The 23,774-nt window shown below is 64.7% G+C and carries 27 protein-coding genes; 18 read left to right on the forward strand and 9 right to left on the reverse strand.

The window, feature by feature from the left end; all coding sequences use genetic code 11:
* The first annotated feature begins 6 nt into the window (after positions 1 to 6).
* The 9 genes from ABIB78_RS10795 (at position 7) to ABIB78_RS10835 (ending at position 9,464) form a co-directional block, all read left to right on the forward strand.
* Positions 7 to 669 (forward strand): TetR family transcriptional regulator, encoded by a 663-nt coding sequence (locus ABIB78_RS10795; protein WP_429024222.1) that lies wholly within the window; start codon positions 7 to 9, stop codon positions 667 to 669.
* A 96-nt stretch (positions 670 to 765) separates the two neighbouring features.
* Positions 766 to 1,524 carry an SDR family NAD(P)-dependent oxidoreductase gene (locus tag ABIB78_RS10800; RefSeq protein WP_429024223.1) on the forward strand — a complete coding sequence of 253 codons (759 nt, stop codon included), beginning with the start codon at positions 766 to 768 and terminating at the stop codon, positions 1,522 to 1,524.
* Positions 1,525 to 1,712: 188 nt separating this feature from the next.
* On the forward strand, positions 1,713 to 2,519 hold the full coding sequence (locus tag ABIB78_RS10805) for an enoyl-CoA hydratase/isomerase family protein (RefSeq protein WP_429024224.1): 807 nt from the start codon (positions 1,713 to 1,715) through the stop codon (positions 2,517 to 2,519).
* Between the two features lie 41 nt (positions 2,520 to 2,560).
* Positions 2,561 to 4,426, forward strand: coding sequence for an AMP-binding protein (locus ABIB78_RS10810; RefSeq protein ID WP_429024225.1), 1,866 nt, complete (start codon positions 2,561 to 2,563; stop codon positions 4,424 to 4,426).
* A 181-nt stretch (positions 4,427 to 4,607) separates the two neighbouring features.
* Positions 4,608 to 5,735 carry an acyl-CoA dehydrogenase family protein gene (locus ABIB78_RS10815; RefSeq protein WP_429024226.1) on the forward strand — a complete coding sequence of 376 codons (1,128 nt, stop codon included), beginning with the start codon at positions 4,608 to 4,610 and terminating at the stop codon, positions 5,733 to 5,735.
* A gap of 13 nt (positions 5,736 to 5,748) precedes the next feature.
* A complete protein-coding gene (locus ABIB78_RS10820) occupies positions 5,749 to 6,996 on the forward strand; it encodes an acyl-CoA dehydrogenase (protein ID WP_429024227.1) in 1,248 nt (415 codons plus the stop codon).
* Positions 6,997 to 7,023: 27 nt separating this feature from the next.
* Complete coding sequence (locus tag ABIB78_RS10825; RefSeq protein WP_429024228.1) at positions 7,024 to 8,268, forward strand: acyl-CoA dehydrogenase; 1,245 nt, start codon at positions 7,024 to 7,026, stop codon at positions 8,266 to 8,268.
* A 2-nt stretch (positions 8,269 to 8,270) separates the two neighbouring features.
* Entirely contained in the window at positions 8,271 to 8,981 is a 711-nt protein-coding gene (locus tag ABIB78_RS10830; protein ID WP_429024229.1) for a nitroreductase, read from the forward strand.
* Positions 8,982 to 9,053: 72 nt separating this feature from the next.
* On the forward strand, positions 9,054 to 9,464 hold the full coding sequence (locus ABIB78_RS10835; protein ID WP_429024230.1) for a hypothetical protein: 411 nt from the start codon (positions 9,054 to 9,056) through the stop codon (positions 9,462 to 9,464).
* Here ABIB78_RS10835 and ABIB78_RS10840 read toward each other — a convergent pair.
* Complete coding sequence (locus tag ABIB78_RS10840) at positions 9,461 to 10,456, reverse strand: helix-turn-helix transcriptional regulator (protein WP_429024231.1); 996 nt, start codon at positions 10,454 to 10,456, stop codon at positions 9,461 to 9,463. The two genes, ABIB78_RS10835 and ABIB78_RS10840, sit on opposite strands and share 4 nt — an antisense overlap.
* An 83-nt stretch (positions 10,457 to 10,539) precedes the next feature.
* Between ABIB78_RS10840 and ABIB78_RS10845 the strand changes: the two genes are divergently transcribed.
* Together ABIB78_RS10845 and ABIB78_RS10850 are read left to right on the forward strand one after the other, a co-directional pair.
* A complete protein-coding gene (locus tag ABIB78_RS10845) occupies positions 10,540 to 11,193 on the forward strand; it encodes a glutathione S-transferase family protein (protein ID WP_429024232.1) in 654 nt (217 codons plus the stop codon).
* A 13-nt stretch (positions 11,194 to 11,206) separates the two neighbouring features.
* Positions 11,207 to 11,653: a DUF6157 family protein gene (locus ABIB78_RS10850; protein ID WP_429024233.1), complete on the forward strand. Its 447-nt coding sequence runs from the start codon at positions 11,207 to 11,209 to the stop codon at positions 11,651 to 11,653.
* A gap of 172 nt (positions 11,654 to 11,825) precedes the next feature.
* On the opposite strand, the gene ABIB78_RS10855 is transcribed toward ABIB78_RS10850, so the two are convergent.
* Positions 11,826 to 12,611, reverse strand: a complete 786-nt coding sequence (locus tag ABIB78_RS10855) for an enoyl-CoA hydratase/isomerase family protein (RefSeq protein WP_429024234.1) — start codon at positions 12,609 to 12,611, stop codon at positions 11,826 to 11,828.
* An 11-nt stretch (positions 12,612 to 12,622) separates the two neighbouring features.
* Positions 12,623 to 13,735 carry a cyclic nucleotide-gated ion channel gene (locus ABIB78_RS10860; RefSeq protein ID WP_429024235.1) on the reverse strand — a complete coding sequence of 371 codons (1,113 nt, stop codon included), beginning with the start codon at positions 13,733 to 13,735 and terminating at the stop codon, positions 12,623 to 12,625.
* 317 nt (positions 13,736 to 14,052) lie between these two features.
* Here ABIB78_RS10860 and ABIB78_RS10865 point away from each other — a divergent pair, with 317 nt between their 5' ends.
* Both ABIB78_RS10865 and ABIB78_RS10870 read left to right on the forward strand, forming a co-directional pair.
* The gene (locus ABIB78_RS10865) at positions 14,053 to 14,721 is read left to right on the forward strand and encodes a Crp/Fnr family transcriptional regulator (RefSeq protein ID WP_429024236.1); all 669 of its coding nucleotides are present in this window, start codon (positions 14,053 to 14,055) and stop codon (positions 14,719 to 14,721) included.
* Positions 14,718 to 15,626 (forward strand): DUF6537 domain-containing protein, encoded by a 909-nt coding sequence (locus ABIB78_RS10870; protein WP_429024237.1) that lies wholly within the window; start codon positions 14,718 to 14,720, stop codon positions 15,624 to 15,626. Before ABIB78_RS10865 ends, ABIB78_RS10870 begins: the two co-directional genes overlap by 4 nt.
* A gap of 102 nt (positions 15,627 to 15,728) precedes the next feature.
* Here ABIB78_RS10870 and ABIB78_RS10875 read toward each other — a convergent pair whose 3' ends face one another.
* Positions 15,729 to 15,947: a hypothetical protein gene (locus ABIB78_RS10875; RefSeq protein ID WP_429024238.1), complete on the reverse strand. Its 219-nt coding sequence runs from the start codon at positions 15,945 to 15,947 to the stop codon at positions 15,729 to 15,731.
* 54 nt (positions 15,948 to 16,001) lie between these two features.
* Positions 16,002 to 16,214, reverse strand: coding sequence for a hypothetical protein (locus ABIB78_RS10880; protein WP_429024239.1), 213 nt, complete (start codon positions 16,212 to 16,214; stop codon positions 16,002 to 16,004).
* Between the two features lie 761 nt (positions 16,215 to 16,975).
* On the opposite strand from ABIB78_RS10880, the gene ABIB78_RS10885 reads away from it, so the two are divergent.
* Both ABIB78_RS10885 and ABIB78_RS10890 read left to right on the forward strand, forming a co-directional pair.
* Entirely contained in the window at positions 16,976 to 17,338 is a 363-nt protein-coding gene (locus ABIB78_RS10885; RefSeq protein ID WP_429024240.1) for a PRC-barrel domain-containing protein, read from the forward strand.
* 199 nt (positions 17,339 to 17,537) lie between these two features.
* Complete coding sequence (locus tag ABIB78_RS10890) at positions 17,538 to 18,299, forward strand: Crp/Fnr family transcriptional regulator (protein WP_429024505.1); 762 nt, start codon at positions 17,538 to 17,540, stop codon at positions 18,297 to 18,299.
* A 159-nt stretch (positions 18,300 to 18,458) separates the two neighbouring features.
* On the opposite strand, the gene ABIB78_RS10895 is transcribed toward ABIB78_RS10890, so the two are convergent.
* Complete coding sequence (locus ABIB78_RS10895; protein ID WP_429024241.1) at positions 18,459 to 18,647, reverse strand: hypothetical protein; 189 nt, start codon at positions 18,645 to 18,647, stop codon at positions 18,459 to 18,461.
* An 856-nt stretch (positions 18,648 to 19,503) separates the two neighbouring features.
* Positions 19,504 to 20,904 carry a TAXI family TRAP transporter solute-binding subunit gene (locus ABIB78_RS10900; protein WP_429024242.1) on the reverse strand — a complete coding sequence of 467 codons (1,401 nt, stop codon included), beginning with the start codon at positions 20,902 to 20,904 and terminating at the stop codon, positions 19,504 to 19,506.
* A gap of 412 nt (positions 20,905 to 21,316) precedes the next feature.
* Between ABIB78_RS10900 and ABIB78_RS10905 the strand changes: the two genes are divergently transcribed.
* The gene (locus ABIB78_RS10905; RefSeq protein ID WP_429024243.1) at positions 21,317 to 21,670 is read left to right on the forward strand and encodes a DUF3307 domain-containing protein; all 354 of its coding nucleotides are present in this window, start codon (positions 21,317 to 21,319) and stop codon (positions 21,668 to 21,670) included.
* Positions 21,671 to 21,838: 168 nt separating this feature from the next.
* A complete protein-coding gene (locus tag ABIB78_RS10910) occupies positions 21,839 to 22,240 on the forward strand; it encodes a hypothetical protein (protein ID WP_429024244.1) in 402 nt (133 codons plus the stop codon).
* A gap of 6 nt (positions 22,241 to 22,246) precedes the next feature.
* Here the strand turns inward: ABIB78_RS10910 and ABIB78_RS10915 are convergent, their stop codons facing one another.
* On the reverse strand, positions 22,247 to 22,582 hold the full coding sequence (locus ABIB78_RS10915; RefSeq protein WP_429024245.1) for a YkgJ family cysteine cluster protein: 336 nt from the start codon (positions 22,580 to 22,582) through the stop codon (positions 22,247 to 22,249).
* A gap of 9 nt (positions 22,583 to 22,591) precedes the next feature.
* The gene (locus tag ABIB78_RS10920) at positions 22,592 to 23,290 is read right to left on the reverse strand and encodes a helix-turn-helix transcriptional regulator (RefSeq protein ID WP_429024246.1); all 699 of its coding nucleotides are present in this window, start codon (positions 23,288 to 23,290) and stop codon (positions 22,592 to 22,594) included.
* Between the two features lie 204 nt (positions 23,291 to 23,494).
* Between ABIB78_RS10920 and ABIB78_RS10925 the strand changes: the two genes are divergently transcribed.
* Positions 23,495 to 23,728 (forward strand): hypothetical protein, encoded by a 234-nt coding sequence (locus ABIB78_RS10925; protein WP_429024247.1) that lies wholly within the window; start codon positions 23,495 to 23,497, stop codon positions 23,726 to 23,728.
* The last annotated feature ends 46 nt before the right edge of the window (positions 23,729 to 23,774 follow it).

The following is a 23,774-nucleotide window of genomic DNA, read 5'->3' on the forward strand; positions in this document are numbered from 1 at the left end:
GCGCAGTTGAATACCAGCGTGACGACGAAACTTCCGGCCGGCAAAAATGCCACCGCCGACAAGCTATTGGTCGCAGCGAGCGAGCTGATGATCGAGCGCGCCTCGATCGAGGTCTCGCTGTCCGACATCGCGCAGAAATCGGGCGTCAACGCCGCGCTGGTGAAATATCATTTCGGCAACAAGGACGGGCTGTTGCTGGCGCTGCTGGCGCGCGACGCCGCAACCGAGATTTCGCATCTCGAATATCTGCTGGCGCAGCCGATCACGCCGTCGGCGAAACTGCGGCTGCATATCGGCGGCATCATCCGCGCCTATCACCAGTTCCCCTACATGAACCGGTTGATCCATTATCTCCTGCACGAGAGCTCGCCTGCCGCCGCGAACGAGGTGTCGAAATTCTTCGTCGCGCCGCTGCTGGATTTTCACCGCCGGCTGCTCGCAGAAGGCATCAAGGCCGGCGAATTCCGCAAGATCGATCCCGTGCTGTTCTACACCAGCCTGATCGGCGCCTGCGATCACCTGTTCTTCGGCCGCCACGCGATGTCGCGCGCGGTCGGCGTCGGTCCGGTCACCGACGAGGTCTGCCGCGAGTACATCAAGCACATGGAAGCCTTGATCTTTGGCGGCGTGCTGGCAGCGAAGGAATTGCGAATGGTGAGTAGCGAGTAGCGGATGGAGAGAGGTCATCTCTTCCACTCGCTATCCGCTACTCACCATTCGCCATAACAAGTCTAGAGAAGAAACGCCCAAGGAAAGGTTGTTCCCATGCAGTTGAAAGACGTTGCCGTTCTCATCACCGGCGGTGGCTCCGGCCTCGGTGCCGCGACCGCGCGTGCCATGGCCGCCAAGGGCGCCAGGATCGGCGTGATCGACCAGAACAAGGAAAACGCCGAGAAGGTCGCCGCCGAAGTGAAGGGCGTTGCCCTGCATGCCGACGTCACCGACGAGGAAGCAATCAAGGCGGCGATCGCCAAGGCCGAGGCCGCGCACGGCATCGCGCGCGTGCTGATGAACTGCGCCGGCATCGGCGGCTCGCAGCGCATCGTCGGCAAGGACGGCGTCTATCCGCTGGCGAAGTTCGTCCGCATCATCAACGTCAACCTGATCGGCACCTTCAACGTGCTGCGCCTGTTCGCCGAGCGGCTGGCGACCGAAGCCCCGATCGGCGAGGAGCGCGGCGTCGCGATCAACACCGCGTCGGTCGCGGCCTATGAAGGCCAGATCGGTCAGATCGCCTATTCGGCCTCGAAGGGCGGTGTCGTCGGTCTCACGCTGCCGGCCGCGCGCGATCTCGCCAGCCTGAAGATCCGCGTCAACACCATCGCGCCGGGCCTGTTCCTGACACCGCTGCTGATGGGTCTTAACGAGGAAGCGCGCAAGAGCCTGGGCGCCCAGGTGCCGCATCCGGCCCGCCTCGGCGACCCGTCGGAGTACGGCAACCTCGCCGTCCACATCGTCGAGAACCCGATGCTCAACGGCGAGACCATCCGCCTCGACGGCGCCATCCGCATGGCGCCGCGCTAACGGCGAATTCTGCCGCTTGCCCTCCCCCCTTGCGGGGGAGGGCGGCAGCGTAGGCTGCCGGGAGAGGGGGTGCCTCCACGAACACCCCTCTCCGAAATGAGCGCGCGGTACGGCCGCACATGCCCTCTCCCGCAGGGGGAGAGGGCGCAGTAACCGGCACCGCATCCGCAGATGCAGGAGTGTGAAGCGTGTCTCAACCGCTGCGGATCGAACATCACGACGGGGTCGATTGGGTCACGCTCAATCGTCCGGAAAGCCTCAACGCGCTCGATCCATCGCTGATCGATGCGCTCAACACTTACTTCCAGGGACTGCAACGCAACCGCGACACCCGCGTCGTGGTGCTGAAGGGCGCCGGTGCGAATTTCTGCGCCGGGCTCGACCTCAAGCACGCGATGGCGCGTCGCGGCGGGCAGACCGAGCCGCCGGGCGTCACGGAGTCGCTGGATTCGCAGCGCCGCATCGCCGACATCGTGATGCTGATGCGGCGCGCTCCGCAGCCGATCATCGCGCTGGTGCAGGGGGCGGCCGCCGGCGGCGGCTTTGCGCTGGCGCTCGCCGCCGATATCCGGATCGCGGCGACAAACGCGCGGATGAACTGCGCCTTCATCAAGCTCGGCTTGGGTGGCTGCGACATCGGCACCAGCTACTTCCTGCCGCGCCTCGTCGGCGTGTCGGTCGCCTCCGAACTGATCCTCACCGGGCGCTTCATCCATGCCGACCGCGCGCTGGCCGTCGGCCTGGTGTCCGAGGTGGTCGAGGCCGCCGCTCTCGACACTGCTGCCAATCCTTACGTCGAGGCGATGATGACGGCCTCGCCGGTCGGTCTCCGTCTGTCGAAGGAATGCATCAACATGAGCGTCGATGCCGGCTCGATCGAGGCCGTGATCGCGATGGAAGATCGCAATCAGGTGCTGTGCAGCCGCTCGGAAGATTTCCAGGAAGGCATCAGGGCCTTTCTCGAGAAACGAAAGCCTGTCTATATCAGGCGCTGAGAACAGATCCTCAAAAGGACAAGAATTCCGGGAGACGCAAAATGGATGGAGACGCGGCGATGCTGACGAAACCCGCCTTTCGCAAGGTGGACTGGCTCGCACGTGACATCGCGGTCGAGCGGCGCGCCGACGGTACCGTCGTCCTGAAGTCGCGGATTCCGCTGCAAGCCTATGAGACCCACATCCCGGCCTATCTCGCCAAATGGGCGGCGCAGGCGCCGGAGCGGATCTGGCTGGCGCAGCGCGGCGGTCCCGACCGGCAATGGCGCAAGGTCTCCTATGGTGCAGCCAAGCACACTGTCGATGCGCTGACGCAAGGGTTGCTCGATCTCGGCGTTGGCGACGGCCGGCCGGTCGCGATCCTGTCAGGCAATTCGATCGAGCATGCGCTGATGACGCAGGCCGCGATGCAGGCACGGCTGCCGGCCGCGCCGGTGTCGCCGGCCTATTCGCTGATGAGCCAGGATCATCTCAAGCTCAAATATCTCTTCAACCTGATCAAGCCTGCCGTCGTGATGGTGCAGGACGGCCCGACCTTCGAGAAGGCGCTGAAGGCGATCGATCTCACCGGCATCACGGTCGTTCACGTGCTGCGTCCCTGCGAGGGCATCAGGAGCGTGTCCTTTGCCGAGCTCGCGGCAACGCCGGTCACGGCCGATGTCGGCGCCTCGATTGCGAAGATCACGCCCGACACCACAGGCAAGCTGCTGTTCACCTCGGGCTCGACCGGCATGCCCAAGGCCGTCATCAACACCCAGCAGATGATGTGCGCCAACGCGGCGATGATGATGCAGGTGCGCCCGCGCGAAACGGCGGGCCCGATCCCGACCGTGCTCGACTGGATGCCGTGGAATCACACCATGGGCGGCAACGCCGCATTCAATCCGGTGCTGGTCGACGGCGGCACGCTCTATATCGACGATGGCCGGCCGATGCCGGGCCAGCTCGAGGAAACCATCAGGAACCTGCGCGAGGTGTCGCCGACCTATTACGCCAATGTGCCGGCCGGCTATGCGGCGCTCGCGGCCGCGATGGAGAAGGACGAGGCGCTGTGCGCGAGCTTCTTCAAAAACCTCTCGATTATGGCCTATGGCGGCGCCCGGCTGCCCGACGATCTCTATGATCGCATGCAGGCGCTGGCGGTGAAAACCACAGGCGAGCGCATCGTGTTCTACACCGGCTGGGGCTCGACCGAGACCGCGCCGACTTCCACCGGCACCTATTGGGACACCGAGCGCGTCGGCCTGATCGGTTTGCCGTTCCCCGGCGTCGAGCTGAAGATGGTGCCGTGTGGCTCGAAATACGAATTGCGGCTGCGCGGCGTCAACGTCACGCCGGGCTATTTCGGCCAGCCCGACCTCACGGCAAGGATGTTCGACGAGGAAGGCTTCTACTGCATCGGCGACGCCGGCGTGTTCGTGGACCCTGCGGACCCGCTGCAGGGCATCATCTTTTCCGGCCGCGTGGTCGAGGATTTCAAGCTGACCACCGGCACCTTCGTCCATGTCGGCTCGCTGCGCACCGATGCGATATCAGCCGCGACGCCGGTGGTGCATGACGCGCTGGTCGCGGGGCAGGACCGTGAGTTCATCGGCCTGTTGTGCTGGCCGAACCTGCATGCCTGCCGCCAGCTCGTCGGCAACGCGGACGCCAGCTATGAGGACGTGATCCGGCATCCCGAGGTGGTCGCCTGTCTCAGGAAGGGCTTGCAGGCGCACAATGCATCTACCACCGGCAGCAGCATGCGCATCGCGCGTGCGATGCTGATGGCCGAGCCGCCGTCGATCGACGGCAACGAGCTCACCGACAAGGGCTACATCAACCAGCGCGCCGGCCTCGAACGTCGCGCCGCACTGGTCGAGCAACTCTACGCCGGCAAGCCCGGCGACGAGGTGATCATGCTGTGATGAAGCTGATGCTCTCTCCATTCGTCATTCCGGGATGCGCCCACTTGGGCGTAGGCCTCAGATGCGCAATTGTGCATCGGGGAATCCATGCTCCCGATCGTGGTTATGGACCCCGGGCTCGCGCTTCGCGCGCCCCGGAATGACGGCGAATTGAAACGACAAGAACCAAAAGGTAAACGCCATGAATTTCGATTTCTCCGACGAACAGAAGCAGATGCGCGACGAGGCGCGGAAGTACCTCGCCGAACAATGCCCGCCGAAGGCCGTGCGCGAGGTGCTCGACGGCAAGGCGCCCTACGACAAGGCGCTGTGGAAGGGCCTCGCCGAGATGGGCTTCCTCGGCGTCGCGATCCCGGAACAGTTCGGCGGCGCGGGGGCCGGCCATCTCGAGCTCTGCGTGATCGCGGAGGAAATGGGCCGCGCGCTGGCGCCGGTGCCGTTCTCCTCGACGGTCTATCTCGCCGCCGAGGCGATCCTGATCGCAGGCAGTGACGCGCAGAAGCAGAAGTGGCTGCCGAAGATCGCCTCCGGCGATGCCATCGGCACGCTGGCGCTGTTCGAGGGCAAGGGCAATCCTTCGCCGAAGGCGATCAAGGTGTCAGCCAATGGCGGCGTGCTCAATGGCGTCAAGAAGCCGGTCGCCGACGGCGCGATCGCCGATTTCGCCGTGGTGGCCGCGCGCACCGGCTCGAGCGGGCGTGATTCCGACATTTCCTTGTTCATTGTCGATCTCAAGGCCGGCGGTGTCGAGGTCAAGTCGCTGACCAACATCGATCTCACCCGCGGCCAGGCCGAGATTACCTTCAAGGATTGCAAGGCCGAGCCGCTCGGCGCCACCGGCGAGGGTTGGAGCGTCATCACCCAGGTGCTGGATCGTGCGGCCGTGTTGACCGCGTTCGAGCAGGTCGGCGGCGCCGACCGTGCACTGGAGATGGGCCGCGACTACGCGCTCGACCGTATCGCGTTCGGCCGTCCGATCGGCTCGTTCCAGGCCGTCAAGCACATGCTGGCCGACATGTATGTGTCGGCGACCCTGGCGCGCTCGAACTGCTACTACGGCGCCTGGGCGCTCTCGACCAATGCCGGCGAACTGCCGGAAGCGGCGGCTGCCGCGCGCATCAGCGCGACGCAGGCGTTCCAGCACTGCGCCAAGAACAACATCCAGGTTCACGGCGGCATGGGCTTCACCTGGGAGTTCGACTGCCACATGTACTATCGCCGCGCCAACGCGGTGGCGCTCGGCCTCGGCAGTCTGTCCTATTGGGAAGACGCGCTGATCGACCGCATGCGCAAGAAGAACGCGGCGTAAGCGGGGGACCGTCATGAATTTCGACGACACCCCGCAGGAGGCCGCATTCCGCGCCGAGGCGAAAGCCTGGATCGCGGCCAATGCGCCCAAGCAATATGAGGACGAGCTGCGCAAGGCCTCGCTCGGTCGCTTTCAGCTCAAGGGCGCCAATATTCTCGAGGTCGCGAAAGCCTGGCAGAAGAAGAAAGCCGATGCTGGCTGGGCCTGCCTGCACTGGCCGAAGGAGTATGGCGGCCGCGGTTCTTCGCCGATCGAGCGCGTGATCTGGCAGCAGGAGGAGGGCCCGTTCGGCCGCCTCAGCGCGATGTTCATCATCGGCCACGGCATGTGCGGCCCGACCATGATGGCGTTCGCCGGCGAGGAGCAGAAGCGCAAATATCTGCCGCCGCTCGCCTCGGGCGAGAAGATCTGGTGCCAGCTGTTCTCCGAGCCGGCCGGCGGCTCCGACGTCGCCGGCCTGCGCACCCGCGCCGAGAAGCATGGCGACATATGGGTGATCAACGGCCAGAAGATCTGGACCTCGGGTGCTCATTATTCCGACTACGGCATCCTGCTGACCCGCACCGATCCGACCGTGCCGAAGCACAAGGGCCTCACCATGTTCTTCCTGGACATGAAGAGCCCGGGCGTCGAGGTGCGACCGATCAAGCAGGCGAGCGGCGCCTCCGACTTCAACGAGGTCTATTTCACCGACGTGCGCATTCCGGACTCGCAGCGGCTCGGCAATGTCAATGACGGCTGGAACGTATCGCTGACCACGCTGATGAACGAGCGCATGTCGATCGGCGCCGGCGTCGCCACCGGCTTCCCCGAGCTGTTCGATTTCTGCAACAGTTTGATGCTGGAGGATGGCCCCGCGATCGAGAACCGCGCTGTGCGCTCGAAACTTGCGAACTGGGCGGTGAGGGCGAGCGGGCTGAAATACACCAGCATGCGCGCGATCTCCGCGCTGTCGCGCGGCGAACGTCCCGGGCCGGAGAATTCGATCGGCAAGCTGGTCGCCGGTTCGATGATCCAGGACGTTGCAACTTACGCGCTCGACCTGCAGGGCGCCGCAGGCGCGCTGAACGGACCCGGGGATGCCGAGGTCGCCGGCAAATTCCAGGCGATGCTGCTGCGTGCGCCCGGTACGCGCGTCGAGGGCGGCACCGACGAGATCATGCGCAACATCATCGCCGAGCGGGTGCTGGGCCTGCCCGGCGACATCAGGGTCGACAAGGACGTTCCTTTCAACAAGATCCCGACCAAGGGCCGCGCGTAAGCGCGCAGAAAATCAAAAGAGGTCGCCATGAATTTCGATGACACGCCGCAGGAAGCCGAATTCCGCGCCATTGCCCGCAACTGGATCGCGGCCAATGCGCCGAAGGAGTTCGAGGAAGAACTCTCGAAGTCGTCGCTCGGCCGTATCAGGCTCGCCAGGCACGACATGGTCGAGGTCGGCAAGGCCTGGCAGAAGAAGAAGGCCGAGGGCGGCTGGGCCTGCCTGCACTGGCCGAAGGAATATGGCGGCCGCGGCGCGACCCCGATCGAGCGCGTGATCTGGCAGCAGGAAGAGGGCGTCTACGGCAAATTGACCCAGCCGTTCCAGATCGGTGAGGGCATGTGCGGCCCGACCGTGATGGCCTGGGGCTCTGAAGACGCCAAGCGGCGCTATCTGCCAAAACTCGCCTCGGGCGAGGAGATCTGGTGCCAGCTGTTCTCCGAACCGTCGGCCGGCTCGGACGTCGCGGGCCTGCGCACCCGCGCCGAGAAGAAGGGCGACAATTGGCTCGTCAACGGCCAGAAGATCTGGACCTCCGGCGCGCATTACTCCGACTACGGCTTGTTGATCGCGCGCACCGATCCTGACGTGCCCAAGCACAAGGGCCTCACGATGTTCTTTCTCGACATGAAGAGCCCCGGCGTCGAGGTCCGGCCGATCAAGCAGGCCAATGGCATGCAGGAGTTCAACGAGGTCTATTTCAGCGACGTCGTGATCCCGGACAGCCAGCGCCTCGGCGCGGTCGGCGAGGGCTGGAGCGTGTCGCTGACCACGCTGATGAACGAGCGTATGTCGATCGGTTCGCGGCTCGCGACCGGCGTGCCCGAGATGTTCGAGTTCTGCTCCAACCTGATGCTGGAAGACGGCCTCGCGATCGACGATCCGGCGGTGCGTTCGAAGCTCGCGAGCTGGGCGGTGAAGGCGAGCGGACTGAAATACACCAGCTACCGCGCGATCTCGGCGCTGTCGAAGGGCGAGCGGCCGGGTCCGGAAAATTCCATCGGCAAGCTCGTCTCCGGCCTGATGCTGCAGGACATCGCGACCTATGCGATGGACCTGGAGGGCGCCGCGGGCAGCCTCACCGGCACCGATGAGGAGCAGGCGAACGGCCAGTTCCAGCAGATGCTGCTGTCCTCGCCCTCGATGCGCATCGCCGGCGGCACCGACGAGATCCTGCGCAACATCATCGCCGAGCGCGTGCTGGGTCTGCCGGGCGATATCCGCGTCGACAAGGAGGTGCCCTACAACAAGATCCCGACCAAGGGGCGCTAAACATGGATGCCGTGACCAAGCCGCGTTACGCGACGGACGATCGCATCGGCGCGCTTGAGGAGCTGCTCAACGAGCGCTACTCGGTGCGTGCCTTCCAGCCGCGCGAGGTGCCGCGCGAAATCATCGGGCATGTGCTGGCGACCGCGCAGCGCACCGCGTCCTGGTGCAACAGCCAGCCCTGGGAAGTGTTGATCGTCTCCGGCGAGGCCAAGGAACGTTTCCGCAAGGCGATCTATGCCGAGGCGTCGCGCGGTCTCGGCGAGGATTACGACTTCACGCCGCCGCGCGAATATGTCGGGGTCTATCTGGAGCGCCGCCGCGAAAGCGGCTTTCAGCTCTACAACACGCTCGGCATCGCGCGCGGCGACAAGGCGGCCTATGCAAAACAGGCGCTGGAGAACTACAATTTCTTCGGCGCGCCACACATTGCCGTGATCCACACCAATGAGGCGCTCGGCATCTATGGTGCGATCGACTGCGGCGGCTATGTCTCGAACTTCATGCTGGCCGCGCAAGCGCTCGGGCTCGGCACCATCCCGCAGGCCGCGATCGCGCGTCATTCCGGCCTGATCCGCCGTCACTTCAACCTGGCCGAGGATCGCCGGGTTGTCTGCGGTATCTCGTTCGGCTATGCGGATAACGCGCACAAGGTGAACAGCTACCGCACGTCGCGCGCGACCGTGGCGGATACCGTCACATTTGTGGATGTATAATTTCCTCAAGGCGGGACTTGATTCTCCCGCCGAGGAAAAGAAGAAGCGACAAGAAAAGCGTCAAGAACAACAATGGCGAATAACGCCTCCCTGACGCCAGCTGAGATCAGCTGGCAGCTGCACCGTCTCCCTGCGCTTGAGCGCGACGCGTTCGTCGCCGCGCATTATCTGGGACAGCCCGTCGCCTGGAAGACCCGCTTCTTCGATGTGATCGACTGGGGCGCGGGCTCGGTGCTGCAATTCAGCTTCCTGCAACGCGGCTGGCACCGCCATGCGCGGCTCGACAATCCGATCTACGCCTATATCGACATCGAGCAACATCCGGAAACGCGCGGTCTGCGCCGCGGTCGGCGGATCGATCTCCATGGCACGATCAAGGGCGTAGACTTCGTGACCGGGATTACGCTTACGCTGGACCGGTTCGAAATCCTGCCCGTCAACTTTGTCGACCGCTTCGTCATCAGCTCCGACAGCCGGTATTAACGGCGGGCAGCGTGACGCGGCGGTGCGTCGGCATAGCGCGCGGCCATCGCGCCGGTCAGCTCGGCCATCTTCTCGCGCAGCCCCTCGGGCGCGATCACCTCGGCCTCGGCGCCGAGCCGCAGCAGCTCGGTCGCCGCATGCCACATCGTCTTGCCGACCGGCATGGTGGCGACCCGCCAGCCGTCGGCGTCGGCGGCTTCAGCAAGCCGCATGCGTGCCTTCACGTAAGGATGGGCCAACCCATCGAACAGTTTCAGCCCGAACGGCGACAGCCGCACCGTGGCCTCGTTCGGATGCAGCTCGGCCTCCAACCGCGCGATCGAGGTACGCCAGTAGGCGGCGAGGTCGAACTCCGCCGGCCGCGCGAACGGCGTCTCCAGCGCGGTGCAATCCAGCACACGGGCGACCCGGTAGGTGCGCACATTGCCGTCGACGAGTCCCGCGAGGTACCAGCTGCCGCCCTTCAGCACGAGGCCGAGCGGGGCCACGCGCCGCCGCTTCTCTGCCTTCCAGCTCTGGTAGCGGATCTCGATCAGATTTTCGCGCAGCACGGAGGCTGCAATGGCGCGCAGGTGCTGCGGCTCCTCGGTCTCGCCGAACCAGCCGGGCGCGTCGAGATGGAAGCGCTGCTGCATCCCTCTGGCGTTGGACCGCAGATTCTCGGGCAGCGCCGCCATCAGCTTGGTCTGCGCCGCCACCATCGCGGCATCGAGGCCGAGTGCGGCGGCGGGGCCGGGGAGGCCCGCCATGAACAGCGCCTCGGCCTCGCCCTGCGACAGGCCGTTCAGCCGCACGCGATAGCCGTCGAGCAGGCGGTAGCCGCCCTCGGCGCCGCGGTCGGCATAGACGGGGACGCCGGCGGCCGAGAGCGCATCGATGTCGCGATAGATCGTGCGCACCGAGACCTCGCAGGCCTCGGCCAGTTCGGGCGCGGTGACCTGCCCCCTCGCCTGCAGGGTGGTGAGGATGGAAAACAGCCGGCTCGCGCGCATGGCGTGATTATACCTGACACAAGATGTCAGGTATAGGCGGACATAAGGAGGCTACGCCCCTGACGGCGCAAGGAGACCCGCTGATGACCACCGCTGCACCCACCGACCGCGTCACGCTGTATTACTCGCCGCAGAGCCGCGCCACCGGCACCCGCGTGCTGCTGGAGGAACTCGGGGCACCCTATGACCTGAACGTCCTCAACATGAAGGCGGGCGAGCAGCGCAAGGACGCCTATCTCGCCATCAATCCGCTCGGCAAGGTGCCGGCGATCCGCCACGGCGACGCGCTGGTGACCGAGCAGGTCGCGATCTTCATCTATCTCGCCGATTTGTTTCCGCAGGTCGGCCTCACGCCGGCGCTGAACGACCCGCGCCGCGGCCCGTATCTGCGCTGGATCGCCTATTACGGCTCGTCGTTCGAGCCGGCTGTGATCGACCATTTCATGAAGCGCGAGCCGGCGCCGATCACGCAGTCGCCCTATTCCGATTACGACACGATGCTGGGCGCGCTCGAGGCACAGCTGGCAAAGGGGCCCTATCTGCTCGGTGAGCAGATCACGGCGGCCGACATTCTCTGGGGCATCGCGTTCAGCTGGACCATGATGTTCGGCATCGTGCCCAAAAGGGACGTCTTCGTTCGCTACGCCGAACGCATCGCTGCGCGCCCGTCTTTCATACGGATCTCGAAGGCCGACGACGAGATGGCGGCGCAGCATGCCGCGGCCGCCGGAGTGTGATACGAGTATTGCGATGGCCATGAAACTGCACAACGCGCTTCACAGCACCAACTGCTTCAACACGCTGATCCGCGTCGCCGAGGATTGCCCGGCGCGGAGCGGCGAGGAGCCGCAGCTGCGCGGCGGCCAACCGACGGTCGCCGTGCTGCAATACCGGATGTTATCAGGCGCGCCGTACAAATATACATCCGATGACGTGGTGTTCGCGACATCGTCGGCCGGCCGCGCGCTCGGTGCGAAGGCGGCGAAGAAAGAGCGCAGCCTCGCCCGCGAGACGTTCTTCTCGCGCGGCCAGGCCTGCATGCGCGCCTCGCCGCTCGGCAAGCGTTTCGGCTGGGGCGTCCACGCCGACGCCGAAGGCCGCATCGCGCTCTACGCCGTCGACAGCAAGCGCTACCAGGCGCTCGCCGCGAACCCCGAGGTCGCGCAGGTTCGTGCGATGCGGAGCAAGCGCGCGTGAGCGGTGGCGAATGATCGCGCCGATTCGCGCGCAGCTAGTCCCGTCATCCTGAGGTGCGAGCGGAGCGAGCCTCGAAGGATGCACGGCCACCAGCCGGGGCCGTCGACCCTTCGGGACGCGCGTTCCGCGCTCCTCAGGGGTGACGGTATCGGCTGTGCAGGGCGACCGATCGCTAAAACCTTGGCGGCCGCTTCTCGGCGAATGCTTTGATGCCTTCCTTGATCTCGTCGCCGCGCATGCTGTCGCGGTGGCGGGCGTCGGCGGCGGCCTCGTCGAGCTCGCCGCGGGCGAATTCGTTGATCGCGCGCTTCATGCCGGCCATCGCCTTGGGCGCATTGCCGGCCAGGATCGTGGCAAGCCTGTCGACCTCCTCGTCGAGCAGGTCGAGCGACACCATCGCGGTGAGATAGCCGATCCGCAGCATCTCCGGCGCGGTGATCCTCGAGGCGGTCAGGAACAGCGTCTTGGCATTGTCGACGCCGAGGCGTGTGACGTACCGCCTGATGCCGCTTGTGTAGTAGTGCAGCCCGAGACGCGCCGCCGGCATGAACATCTCCGCGGTATCGACGCCGATGCGGAAGTCGCAGGCGAGCGCGAGGTCGGTCGAGCCGCCATAGACGCCGCCATTGAGCCGGCAGATCGTCGGCACGCTCAGATCCTCGAGCCGGTTGACCACGACCTCGAAGGCCGAGCCCGCGCTCTGCTGCTCGCTCGCGCTCGCCGCGCGCTCGGCCACCGAGTTGAGGTCGTAGCCGGCAGAAAACGCGCGGCCGGTTCCGGTCAGCACCAGCACGCGGATCGCAGGATCGGCCTCGATCCGGTCGAACAGTTTTAAGAGCTCGCCGAGGTCCTCGGCCTGCAGGCGGTTGAGGTGCTTCGGCCGGTTGAGGCGGATCGTGGCGCGTGCGCCGGCAATCTCGAGCACGGGTCCGCTGGCAGTGTCGGCCAACTCGGCCATATCAGTCTCCATCATTGATTCTCGCGTTCGCGCCGCTTCGCCTCGGCGTCGATGGTCTCGGCGAGATCGGGATGCCTTGCCATCAACAGGCGGAAATCGACGAGGTCAAGCACCAACAGCCTGGTCACCTTGCTGGTCGAGACGCTGGCGCCCCGCTTGGCGTTGCCGAGCAGCGCCATCTCGCCGAAGAACGCGCCCTCGCCGAGCTTCACCTTGCGCCCGGGCAGGTCGACCTCCACCTCGCCGGCGGCGACGAAATACATGCAGTCGCCGTTGGTGTCCTTGCGGATGATCATGGTGCGCGGCGGCAGGTCCATGGTCCGCAGCACCTGGGTGACGTCGGCGATCGCGGCCGGGCCGAGATGCGCGAAGAACGGCACTTTGCTGACGGTCTCCCAGGTTCTCAGAAAATTGTCGCGGCGGGTTTCCGCGGCAAAGCCGGTCGCCAGAATACCGGTCCACAGCCCAAACACGCCGAGGCCCGAGATCATCACCATGGCGGCGACCATGCGGCCGAGCGGGGTGATCGGCACCACGTCGCCATAGCCGGTGGTGGTCAGCGTCACCACCGCCCACCACAGCGCCGCCGGTACGCTGCCGAAGGTCTGCGGCTGGACGTCCCGCTCCAGGAAGTATTCGGCGACGGAGGCCAGGAACACCACCATCAGGAAGATCACGAGCACGCTGAGCAGCGGGCCGGACTCCACCACGAGCACGCGCCGGAGTTGGCGCAGGCCGGGAATGCCCGGCACCACCTTGAGCACCCAGAGCACGCCGAGCAGCCATGCGGTTTTCGGCTCGGCGCCGCAGAGCAGGGCCAGCGGCACCGCCAGCGCGCCGATCGCATCGACTACCCCTGCGCTTGATAGCGCGTAGAACCAGAGCTTGTCCTGCCGCCGCATATGGCGCAGCCGCACCAGCCATTCAAACACGAAATAGGCAAGGCAGGCCCACAGCAGCGCATCGACCCAGCGCGGGACCGCGTCATAGGCCGGCGCGACCGTCAGCAGCGTCATCATGGCAACACCGGCCGCGACCGCGACATAGGCCGCCGTGGTCATGTTGCGGCCGGCGGTGGCGGAAACGAAGCGCGTCAAAGCCGGAAGGACGAGCCGCTTGGACATCGGAACGGAGCTTGCCTGTCGATCAACTGCTGGAATTGAGGCCCTGCGAGCGGCGGAGCCGAGGTCACAACCTGCCTCTCCCGATTGAGGCCGTCAACGCGCAGGCGGTGGTGGGATGATCGCGGCGAAAGTCCCAGATGTTGGACAAATGGCCTAACCATGTTGGCCCGTTTTTGCGCCCGCGAATGTGAGAAATCAGACAAATCGTCGCTTTTTCGCCTTATATCAGGGATGCTGGCCCGCCGATGCGACCTTGGCCGGAATGAAGCGACTAACAAGACGATCTTATTCACTTCCTGAGAATTGGCTGGTTTCCGATGGATACCTCACATCTCGCGGAGCACGCCGGCGCCGCCGGCAGTTTCTTCGCATCGATCTTCGTGGTCGCCACGCTGTCGATGCGGACCATGATCCCGTTGCGCGTGTTCGCCATCCTGACCAACATCATCCTGATCGCGACCGCGGTCCCGACCCACAATTACGCGACGCTGATCCTGCACGCCGTGCTGTTGCCGGTGAACACCTATCGTCTGCACCAGATGCTGCAGCTGGTCCGCAACGTGAAGAGATCGGTCAGCAGCGATCTGTCGATGGATTGGCTCAGGCCGTTCACGACGGAACGCAAATGCACGGCCGGCGAAGTCCTGTTCTACAAGGACGAGAAGGCTGACAGCATGTTCTACATTGTCAGCGGCCGCTTCCGCCTGGTCGAATCGGGCATCGAGCTGCCGGTCGGCTCCCTCGTCGGCGAGTTCGGCATGCTGTCGCCGTCGAACACGCGAACCCAGACGCTGGAGTGCGTCGAAACCGGCATGGTGCTGTCGGTGACCTATGACCAGGTCGAGCAGCTTTACGTCCAGAACCCGGCGTTCGGCTTCTATCTCCTGCGTCTGTTCAGCGCCCGCCTGTTCCAGAATATCTCGACGCTCGAGCAGCGGCTCGCGCAGCACGCCACCCCGCAGGTCGCGGAGCCAAAGCCTGCATGAGCCCCGCGACGAGTCCTGGAGGCGCCGCAGTGCCGGATGACGACAGTCTGCTGGCTTCGCTCCGTTACCTCTTTGCCGATGTCATCGGCGATGAGGACGAGGGGCCGCCGGTGCTGCCTGAGGCCTGCCCGGATCATCTCGGGCCTGCGGTCACCGACGCCATCCATCTGTTGATCGCCTATCAGAGCACGAGCTACGCCCAGCTCTATATCGATCGGCTCAAGCGCTTCGTCGGCCGCCGCGGCGTTGACGATGCGCTGCTCGCCGAGATCGCGCGGCTGATGGCGGAGCGCATGGCCTATGAGGACGCGATCCGCATCGCGCAGCTCAAGCTTGGCGACGTCAATGCGGCGGGCCGTCTCGCGGCGCGCTCGGCCGACGACGTCAAGAAACTCCGCCTCGACGAGTTGATCGACGCCTTGCCGGCGATGGTCGCCGATCCGATCCTTGCCGTGCTCGATCAGTTCGGCTGGCGGCGTCGCCGGGTCTCCATCCGCTTCAGCGCCAACAACCGCTTCAGCGTTCGCCGGCTCAGGATCGAGGCGGGCCTGAAGCGCTGGCGGCTGTTCTCGGGGCGCTACGCCAAGGAGCGCATCTGGGTCGAGCGCTGGCTGCACATGATCGACCGCAGCCTGACCAAGCAGCCGGCCGCCGCCTCGGCGGTCGTGCAGACCGCCACCATGATCCAGGGCTACGGCGACCCCTATCGCCAGGGCATCGCGGATTGGCACGTGATCATCGACGGACTGGTCAAGCCGACCTTCGACGGCGTGCTCGTGCTGCCCGACCTCGCCGGCGCCATCACCGAGGCCCGCGCCGCCATCATGCCCGATCCGCGGCAGGTCGCGCTGAAGCGCAAGATCGCGGAGATTCGCGCGCGGGCGCCGGCGGCGGCGTCGGGTTGAAGGAATTTGGAGCTCGGCGACCGGTTGCCGCGCGAGCGCCTCCAGCGACAAAGGCGAAGCCTTTGCGCGGGAACGGGTCTGGGGCATTGCCAGCGCCGCAATCTACCGCTTGATGTGCGGCGGCTCATCGTAGCCGCGGCGGCTGGAATAGAACAGCAGGCCCATCAGGCCGATACAGACCGCGCCCAGAACTGCAATTCCGATCGTGAACATGACGATGCCATAGGTCGGGATCGGAGCATCTACGGTCAGCCCCTCATAGGCGTAGGCGCCGACGGCGACCAAGAAGGCCAGCAGGCCGATGCTGATTGCGACGCGCATGCGTATCTGCCTCCGCCGAAGGCCGAGAGCAGCGGAGCAAGCTGACGTTGGCGATTACGCCGCGGCGATGACCTTGGCCAGCGCCTGCTGCCCGGCCTCGATCAGGTCGGGAAGCGTCGTCCTGCCGCTCTTGGCGCACTTGATGATGTATCTGGCAACGCGCTTGCGGGTGTCATGTTCCTCGCCGTGAACCGCATCGGCGCATACGCGATCGAGTGCAAGGTTCATGGCGGCAAGCGTGCGTGAATCAAATCTTTCTTCGATCATCATAGCTGTCCCTCGTCGGCCTCGTCCGAGGCCCAGCTATTTTGCGTTGCATCAGCAAGTCGCTGACCTCCATTACAGTCTCGGTCGCCTTGCCTTCTTCATCAGTGTCTCACGTTCCCCTCCCGGGGAGCTTTTGTGCTGCAATGCGCGCATCTTCGGCGAATTTTTGCAAGCATGCTCAAACGATCCGGAAGGTCGCGACCTGTTCCGTTCCTTCTTGATCATGTGGTCTCCGAACCGGAGCCCGCAATACTAGGCATGGTCCCCGGATGCGGTCGTTAACCCATGACAATGGTCGGTCGAAATCGTCGTCGCGCTCGCAGGAACGATCCCCGGCGCTACGCGTAACATCCATGCGTTCGCTGCTTTGCTCCCCGAAAACGGCGGACCGTTCCGGTGACGGGCCTCGGCGAATTTCATCGCCGGGGCCCGCATGTCTTTAGGGAAGCCAGCCAGGGATATCGTAATGGCACATTCCAATCAGGGCATCGTGAAGGACACCAAAGGTCAGGAGCAGCCGACCGACAAGGAGCGCGCTCAGACCGCCCACCAGACCGATCCGCGAAAATGGAACGCGCGAAGCGATGCACGATCCGAAAGTGAACGACGCGGACAAGCCTCGGGGATTCGGCTGACATCAGACGATCGCGGCGATCCCCCGCCAGGCTGAGCGGCTTTTCGCTGTGCAGCAACCGCGGCAACGCGGAAGGAACGATGATCCAGCTCCCCCGTTGGCCCTCGAAGATCAATGGAGAATTGACATGGCGATGGGCGAGAAGGAGCTCGGAAACCTGATCGGCAGCGACAAGGTCGAGGGGACCGCGGTTTATGGATCCGACGAGCGCAGGATCGGCTCGATCGAACGCGTGATGATCGACAAGAAGAGCGGGCGGGTGTCCTATGCCGTGCTCGGCTTCGGCGGCATCCTCGGTCTTGGCAACGACCACTATCCGCTGCCCTGGCAATCGCTGAAATACGACACAAGGCTGGGCGGCTATGTCACCGGCGTGACCGAGAGCCAGCTGCGCGGCGCGCCGAAATTCGGCAGCGAGCGGGATTGGAATTGGGCCGATATCGGCGCCACACGCGCGGTGAATGACTATTACGGCGTACCGTTCGTGTGAGCGGCGACGAACTCCGGAGGGCACCGCGCTTCAAGGGCGATAGCCTTCGGTGGCCGAGTTGCACGGCGCTCGACAACGTAGCAGTCACGTGTTCCGGCGTCTGTACAGTGAACATACGTCGATAGCTGTGCAATGTAACATAATTTATTGAAATCGGCCCGGCGGTTACTCGATTAAAACTGCGGGGAAACCAATGTCGTTGGCGTCGCTAGTCCGGAAACTGGAGCAGTTCGTACGGCTTTCGCCGCTAGACCACGCCATCCTCAATCGCGCGTCGACCGAACGTGTTCGGCATTTCGGCCCGCGCGTCGACATCGTCAGTGAAGGCGAGAAGCCGAAGGACGTCCACCTGATCTTGTCCGGCTGGGCCTACCGCTACAAGCAGCTCGAGGACGGCCGGCGTCAGGTGGTGGCGTTCCTCCTCCCCGGCGATATCTGCGACGTGAACATCTTCATCCTGCGCGAGATGGATCATTCGATCGGGACCATCACCGCAGTGTCGATCGCCGACCTCTCGCACGAGTTCTTCGACAAGGTCGCAGCCGGACATCCCCGCATCGTCACCGCGTTCTGGTGGGAAACCCTTGTCAATGCGGCGATCCAGCGTGAATGGACCATGAGCCTCGGCCAGCGAACGGCGCTGGAGCGGATGGCCCATCTGCTTTGCGAGATCTGGCTCCGCCTGCGTCTCGCCGGACTGACCCAGGGCGACAGCTGTGACTTCCCGCTGACCCAGGCCGATCTCGCCGACGCCACCGGGCTCTCCAAGGTCCACGTCAACCGGATACTGCAGGAACTGCGTGCCGACGGCCTGATCGTGCTCAAGGGCAAGACCCTGGCCGTTCCCAATCTCGACCGGCTGATGCGCGCAGGCCTGTTCAACCCGAACTACCTGCATATGGACCACGAAGGGCGGCAGCTCGATGCCGTCGCGACGTCCACGGATGCGGCGGCCGGATGACCGGCGCGTCAATTCGGGAGAGCACAACGGGTTTTCCGCCACCGGCGCAACCGGGATGGGCATGCGCTGCCGCTCACATGCCGCCCGAGTCGGACCGCCTCGCCGGCGGCTGGAAATGACGCGCCGTCGATGGTTCCGCGACGATTTCAGGAACTCGGCTTATCGCTTGCTCGGATGCTTCGCGATGGTCGCTTTGGCCTTGGCGATCGCCTCTTGAGTGCTCTGGTAGGTCTGCGTTCTGATCGTTGGTCCGCTGTCAAGCGGTGTGATCTCGACCAAATAGCCGCCGCCGCGCTGCTCGACGATGGTTAGCCGATGCCCCTCATACTCGATGTCGTCGACTGGCATTTTCAGGCTCGTCCATCTTCGATCGGCGGGCATCGGAGGCGCTCTGGAGCGGAGTAGCCGGGAGCTTCTTATTCGACTCGGCGGGCCGCCGTTCGTTCCAACCGCGGCCTAGAGCCGTTTCGGTTCCGACCGGATCGGAACGGGGCTCTAGATTTTCGCCCTGACGCGTTTTCTTCAGGCGAACCGGTGCCCACCTCGCTGGAAAACGCTGCGAGGGGCCCGGATCATGTCGCAGCTTGTAACGATGTTTCAGGCGCTGCGCGGTGGTCCGCACGGCATAAATGGATCCGATCGAAATCGGCACCTCCCTCGCGCTCAGGGCGGTCTCATTCTCTGGCACTGGAATGAACGGCCCCAGCGAGAGGGCCAAGCCGGGGCCGTCATCTTTCCATGTCGTCGCCGACCGCCGGTTGCCGCAAATCAACGGTCTACTGGGTCTAAAAGAATGTGAATGAAAATTTATCCTGCCCAGCGACGAGATGATCGACGCTAACTCAGGTTCCGGAAATGACGCCTGTGAATCGCGTCGCAATAAATTGCTACCTTTTCCTGACTGCATTGAAGGGAGGCTGGAAGAAAGCGCGCTCCGGGCATTGAGTTCTGTCCATTGCCGAGACGGACGGGTGCGATCGGCACCCCGCTTTCCCGGCGCCCTCTTCAAGAGAGAGGCGAAACGAGATGCAAAGCTCGGACGATTCAGGTAGCGAGAACGCGGCTACACGTCATCTCAGTTGTCATGCCCGCGCGGGCATCCAGTACGCCGCGGCCTCTCGGCCTCAAGCACTTGCGTCTCTGGAATACTGGATCACCCGCATGCGTGTATGATGACACCGAACAAGCCGCTCGACAGTGCCCTTCACCCGTTCGCGGTCTTCACCACCACGAGATTGTCATCCGGTGCCGCCGGATGGCGCTTGAGGTGATCGCGGCGCAGCGCGATCTCGTCGCGGACCAGCTCGTAGCCGAGCTTGAACGTGTCGAGGCCGTCGCTGGAAACGGCGCCGTCGCGCAGGCCGATCACCGCGCCGCGCAGGATCGCCTCGAGCTCGTCCTGCAATTCGTCGAGGTGTTCGGCGCAGGTGGCGTGCTCGACGCGCTCGCCGATATCGAGGATTCGGGTTGCCAATTCGCTGGCCGTCTCCGGCGCGACGCGGGTGATCTTGGTGTAGATACCAGCGAAGATCGAGCCGATGATGCTGAGCGCAGCGGCGCCGAGATACATCACGTCGCTGTAGCGATCCATGAACGACTTGGTGTCGTCGTTGATGTATTCGGCGGCGCCCTGATGGGCGACGATGAAAGCGTCCTTGTCGGTCGCTGCCGGCTCGATCTTGGAGGCGAAGCCGTCGTCGAGCGCGAGCTCGGACTTGTTCTCGTAGACGAGGCGCGCGAGCTCGGCCGCCGTCGTCGTGGACATCCAGGATTGCGCGACCAGCAGCCATTCCAGCCCGATGGTGTCGACCTCGTCATCGGGGATCGCCGGCGAGGACGACAGCATGCCGGTCGAGACCGTCTCCTCCGAGATCGCCGGATATTTGCGCGCCAGCGCCTTGGCCGCGTCGATCGCGTTCAATGTGAATCCGCCGGCGCGCTTGGCATATTGCTCGTAGGTCTTGTCCTTCATGATCTTCGAGGCATGCTCGATCGCGACCACGGCGCCAAAGCCGGAAGCGAACAGTTTGTCGAACGGTGTGTTCGGCGCCCCCTGCTGCACCCGCTGCGCGGCATCCGGGCTATCGGAAATCTCCAGCGCGCTGCGGACGAAATTGACGCTGTTTTCGCCGTCGCCAACGACTGCGATCGTCTTCCTCTTCAGCTCGGTCAGCGACTTGATCTTCTTGCCGCCGGGGCTGAGCACCAGCACCACGTCATGCTCGAGGATCGCGATGGCGCGGGCGCGCGGCGGCACCTTTGCATCGGTGCGCAGGATGGCTAGCGAGGCGTCGCGGCGGTCGAACTGCGCCAGAGCCTTGGCGTTGTCGGGGCTCGGCGCGATCTTGAGCCGCAGCCGCGACGAATTGTTCTTCAGCACGGTTGCGAGCTTGGCGGCGAACTTCGCCTCCGGGCCATTGGCGTCGCCGACCGCGAACACCAGCGTTTCCGAATTGCGCAACCAGACCCGGCCGCCGACCACGGTGACGGCGCTCAACAGCAGCGTCAGCAGGGTGAAGACGATGACCTGCGCGCGGTTGCTCTTGGCGACCGGTGGGCGTGGTCGCGGCGGCATTGGCGGAGGCGAGGGGGCTTCGGCACTCATGGCTCATCACCCGTCCGGGACCGCCCGTCGCCGCAACCCTATTGGCACGGCGCTGCCCGGTGAATCCGTAAATGGTTATAAAAGAAAGAAAATTTCCTATGTTGCGGACGATATACCTCCCCGGAGGGAATGCAAACCGGCCGCCGGCCGTAACCTTAACCTCGGCAGACCTGCGCCGCGGTGCCACATGACCATCGCCACTATCGACGCCCGTACCCAGATGTGATTTTAGAGCAAGCCGCAGGTGCATTCCGCCGCCGGAGATGTCATAAATGCGACACGCTTGGTTTTGCGGAATTGAGCTGACGGCCTGACCCGGATTTCCTGCATCACATTCATCGAAGTAAAGGGCGTCAGCTTGTTGTTTCCTGCGATGTCATCGTCGGTGTCGGTTGGTGCCCTGGTGGGATGGATGTTGCTTCTCACAGCGAAGCACATCATCGCCGACTTCATGCTGCAGAACGCATGGATGGCGATCGGCAAGGACCAGAAGACCGGTTGGGCCATGCCGCTGCTCGCGCATTGCCTGATCCATCTCGCGGTCGCGCTGGCGCTGATCCTGGTGGTGGCGCCGCGGTTCTGGTACGTCGCCTTCATCGACTTCGTGATCCACATCATCGTCGATCGCGCCAAGGGATACTGCGCGTCGCATTTCGGCGTGACGCTGGAATCAGGCCATCCCTGGTTCTGGACCCTGATCGGGGTCGACCAGGCGCTGCACCACCTCACCGGCTTTGCGCTGTCGATCTACATGGCCGCGAACTGAGCGGCTCGCGGACACCTCTTCCCGCATCTCGGACCACGAACCGGCCGCCTCTAGCGGGCGGATGTGATTCGCGTGCAAGGGCAAGACCCTCCGGAAGCGACCGGAGGCCGTGGTTAACCTTTCGTTAGAGGATTGCGCGGCATCTTCCCGATCGAGGGGGATTTGCAAATGTTTTCAAGCCGTGACGCGTTCGAGAACGATGCCTGCCCAGTTGCGGACGACCTGCTCGGCCAGATGTACCGCGCCAATCCCAACGGGCTTTCGCTGCTGGTTGCCAATGTCGCGCCCGACGTCAGGGCGATGCTGGCGCTGTTCTGCTATCGCCGCAGCCACCTGCACGCACTCGCACTTGCGATTGCGTCGAGCTGCAGCGAGTGGGAGCTGGTCAATTCCGGCGGCCGCGTCGGGTCGACGCTGTACGCATTGTCGCGTGAGCCGGCCCGCGCAGCGACTGTTTCGCATGGCGGCCGCAAGCCGATCACGCTGTCGACCAAGCCGCTGTCGAGCTTCGCGCCTGTTGTCGATGACGAGATCGACGACGAGGACGTCAGCAACGCGGTCACGGTGTAAGCTTGGTTAGTTCGGCTGCGCGCTCGCAATGAGCGGCAGCCCGTGCCGGCGTCGCGCCATCGCGCATTCCGCGTCGCCCGGCAGGCAGGTGCGGCACACCTCCGGCCGCACCGCATAGACCTCGCAGCGCGTTGCCTCTCCCACCCGGCCCGACAGCGCCGAGCAGCGATCGCCCTCGCAGCGCATCCCTGACTGTCGCGCGTTGACGAATTGCGGTGGGATCAGATCGAGCTGCGCGTCGTCCTCGACGGTGAAGCGCGGCCAGTTCTCCGAATAGCTGCAGCAGGCGCCGCAGGACTGGCACGGGCTTCCGTCTGTCGTGTCGATCGCGTTGTCGGCCATCAGGTGTCCCTATGTGTCCTTGGGCGCTTCCCAGACCAGGCTGCGCCGCCAGCGCGCCCGGAGCAGGTCGCGCCGCTCCGGGTATTTCTCGTCGTGATAGATCGCGGTGACCACGCGGTCGGTGCGGAAGCTGCGAAAATCCTTGCGCAGCTCGCACCAGGCGGCGAGCAGCCGCACCGCCTCGTGATAACCGACCGCGATCGGCCAGATCGTGCGCTCGGAGTCGCGGCCATGCTCGTCGCGATAGTTCAGCGTGATCTTCTTGCCCTCGTGGATCTGGCTGCGGGTCCTGACCATGTCGATGCGGTCGGGCTCCCGGTTCCAGGCCGAGCGGGCGCGGCTCGCCGGCTCCAGCACGAACGGCCGCAGGCGGTCGGGCACGGTCTCGGCGATCTTGGCCATCAGGTCCTCGGCCGCGCGCGCCAGGGCCGGATCGGCGTGGCCGACCACCCATTGCGCGCCGAGCACACAGGCCTCGATCTCGTCGGGTGTCAGCATCAAGGGCGGCAGGTCGAAGCCCTTCTCCAGGATGTAGCCCATGCCGGCCTCGCCCCGGATCGGCACCCGCTGCTCGATCAGGCTCGCGATGTCGCGATAGATCGTCCGCTTCGATGTCTCGAGCTCGGCTGCGATTGCATCCGCGGTCAAAGGCTTACGGGTGCGGCGTAGCACCTGGATGATCTGAAACAGCCGGTCGGCGCGTCTCATGGCAACTCTCTTGATCGCTCTCTTGGCAGTCGTCCTGGCAGTCGTCTTGGCAGTTCTGGCAGCTGTCTTGACGAGTGTCTTGACGGGTTTCGTGGTGTCTCGGCGCGTCGGCTTTTCTGCGTCCCGGCCGGCTGCTGCTGACAGTATGTTGGCAGCAGGTGGGGGCTATAGCAGGACAACACCTCAAGTGAAGGGAATTTGTCCATGACGAATCTTGATGAACTCGGTCTCCGGCAGGCGCAGAGCTTCGCGCTGGAACAACTGGTCACGGTCTACTCCACCTCCGGCGACCTGCGCTGGGCCCTGGTCGCGCTGGTCGCACAGTCCATCAGTACAGCCTGGTCCTACGGGCGGGCCCGGCTGGTCAAGCGCGTTCGCGAGGCGGTTCGCCGCCTCGCACCCGCCGGCCCGCTCGACAGTGAATGCCACTACTGCTGACACCATGCTGGCAGCAGGGGGCCGCTAGCTTCAATTCACGACCACA

The sequence above is a fragment of the Bradyrhizobium sp. I1.14.4 genome (assembly GCF_050435825.1).
Classification (GTDB): domain Bacteria; phylum Pseudomonadota; class Alphaproteobacteria; order Rhizobiales; family Xanthobacteraceae; genus Bradyrhizobium.

Bases quoted from the DNA above. Each gene is read 5' to 3' on its own strand.
- ABIB78_RS10915 (WP_429024245.1), bottom strand. From the start codon at position 22,582: ATGGCCGACAACGCGATCGACACGACAGACGGAAGCCCGTGCCAGTCC.
- ABIB78_RS10830 (WP_429024229.1), top strand. From the start codon at position 8,271: ATGGATGCCGTGACCAAGCCGCGTTACGCGACGGACGATCGCATCGGC.
- ABIB78_RS10835 (WP_429024230.1), top strand. From the start codon at position 9,054: ATGGCGAATAACGCCTCCCTGACGCCAGCTGAGATCAGCTGGCAGCTG.
- ABIB78_RS10860 (WP_429024235.1), bottom strand. From the start codon at position 13,735: ATGTCCAAGCGGCTCGTCCTTCCGGCTTTGACGCGCTTCGTTTCCGCC.
- ABIB78_RS10895 (WP_429024241.1), bottom strand. From the start codon at position 18,647: ATGCCAGTCGACGACATCGAGTATGAGGGGCATCGGCTAACCATCGTC.
- ABIB78_RS10925 (WP_429024247.1), top strand. From the start codon at position 23,495: ATGACGAATCTTGATGAACTCGGTCTCCGGCAGGCGCAGAGCTTCGCG.
- ABIB78_RS10810 (WP_429024225.1), top strand. From the start codon at position 2,561: ATGGATGGAGACGCGGCGATGCTGACGAAACCCGCCTTTCGCAAGGTG.
- ABIB78_RS10870 (WP_429024237.1), top strand. From the start codon at position 14,718: ATGAGCCCCGCGACGAGTCCTGGAGGCGCCGCAGTGCCGGATGACGAC.
- ABIB78_RS10820 (WP_429024227.1), top strand. From the start codon at position 5,749: ATGAATTTCGACGACACCCCGCAGGAGGCCGCATTCCGCGCCGAGGCG.
- ABIB78_RS10910 (WP_429024244.1), top strand. From the start codon at position 21,839: ATGTTTTCAAGCCGTGACGCGTTCGAGAACGATGCCTGCCCAGTTGCG.
- ABIB78_RS10855 (WP_429024234.1), bottom strand. From the start codon at position 12,611: ATGGCCGAGTTGGCCGACACTGCCAGCGGACCCGTGCTCGAGATTGCC.
- ABIB78_RS10880 (WP_429024239.1), bottom strand. From the start codon at position 16,214: ATGATCGAAGAAAGATTTGATTCACGCACGCTTGCCGCCATGAACCTT.
- ABIB78_RS10815 (WP_429024226.1), top strand. From the start codon at position 4,608: ATGAATTTCGATTTCTCCGACGAACAGAAGCAGATGCGCGACGAGGCG.
- ABIB78_RS10920 (WP_429024246.1), bottom strand. From the start codon at position 23,290: ATGAGACGCGCCGACCGGCTGTTTCAGATCATCCAGGTGCTACGCCGC.
- ABIB78_RS10800 (WP_429024223.1), top strand. From the start codon at position 766: ATGCAGTTGAAAGACGTTGCCGTTCTCATCACCGGCGGTGGCTCCGGC.
- ABIB78_RS10865 (WP_429024236.1), top strand. From the start codon at position 14,053: ATGGATACCTCACATCTCGCGGAGCACGCCGGCGCCGCCGGCAGTTTC.
- ABIB78_RS10885 (WP_429024240.1), top strand. From the start codon at position 16,976: ATGGCGATGGGCGAGAAGGAGCTCGGAAACCTGATCGGCAGCGACAAG.
- ABIB78_RS10825 (WP_429024228.1), top strand. From the start codon at position 7,024: ATGAATTTCGATGACACGCCGCAGGAAGCCGAATTCCGCGCCATTGCC.
- ABIB78_RS10875 (WP_429024238.1), bottom strand. From the start codon at position 15,947: ATGCGCGTCGCAATCAGCATCGGCCTGCTGGCCTTCTTGGTCGCCGTC.
- ABIB78_RS10845 (WP_429024232.1), top strand. From the start codon at position 10,540: ATGACCACCGCTGCACCCACCGACCGCGTCACGCTGTATTACTCGCCG.
- ABIB78_RS10905 (WP_429024243.1), top strand. From the start codon at position 21,317: ATGTTGCTTCTCACAGCGAAGCACATCATCGCCGACTTCATGCTGCAG.
- ABIB78_RS10900 (WP_429024242.1), bottom strand. From the start codon at position 20,904: ATGAGTGCCGAAGCCCCCTCGCCTCCGCCAATGCCGCCGCGACCACGC.
- ABIB78_RS10840 (WP_429024231.1), bottom strand. From the start codon at position 10,456: ATGCGCGCGAGCCGGCTGTTTTCCATCCTCACCACCCTGCAGGCGAGG.
- ABIB78_RS10850 (WP_429024233.1), top strand. From the start codon at position 11,207: ATGGCCATGAAACTGCACAACGCGCTTCACAGCACCAACTGCTTCAAC.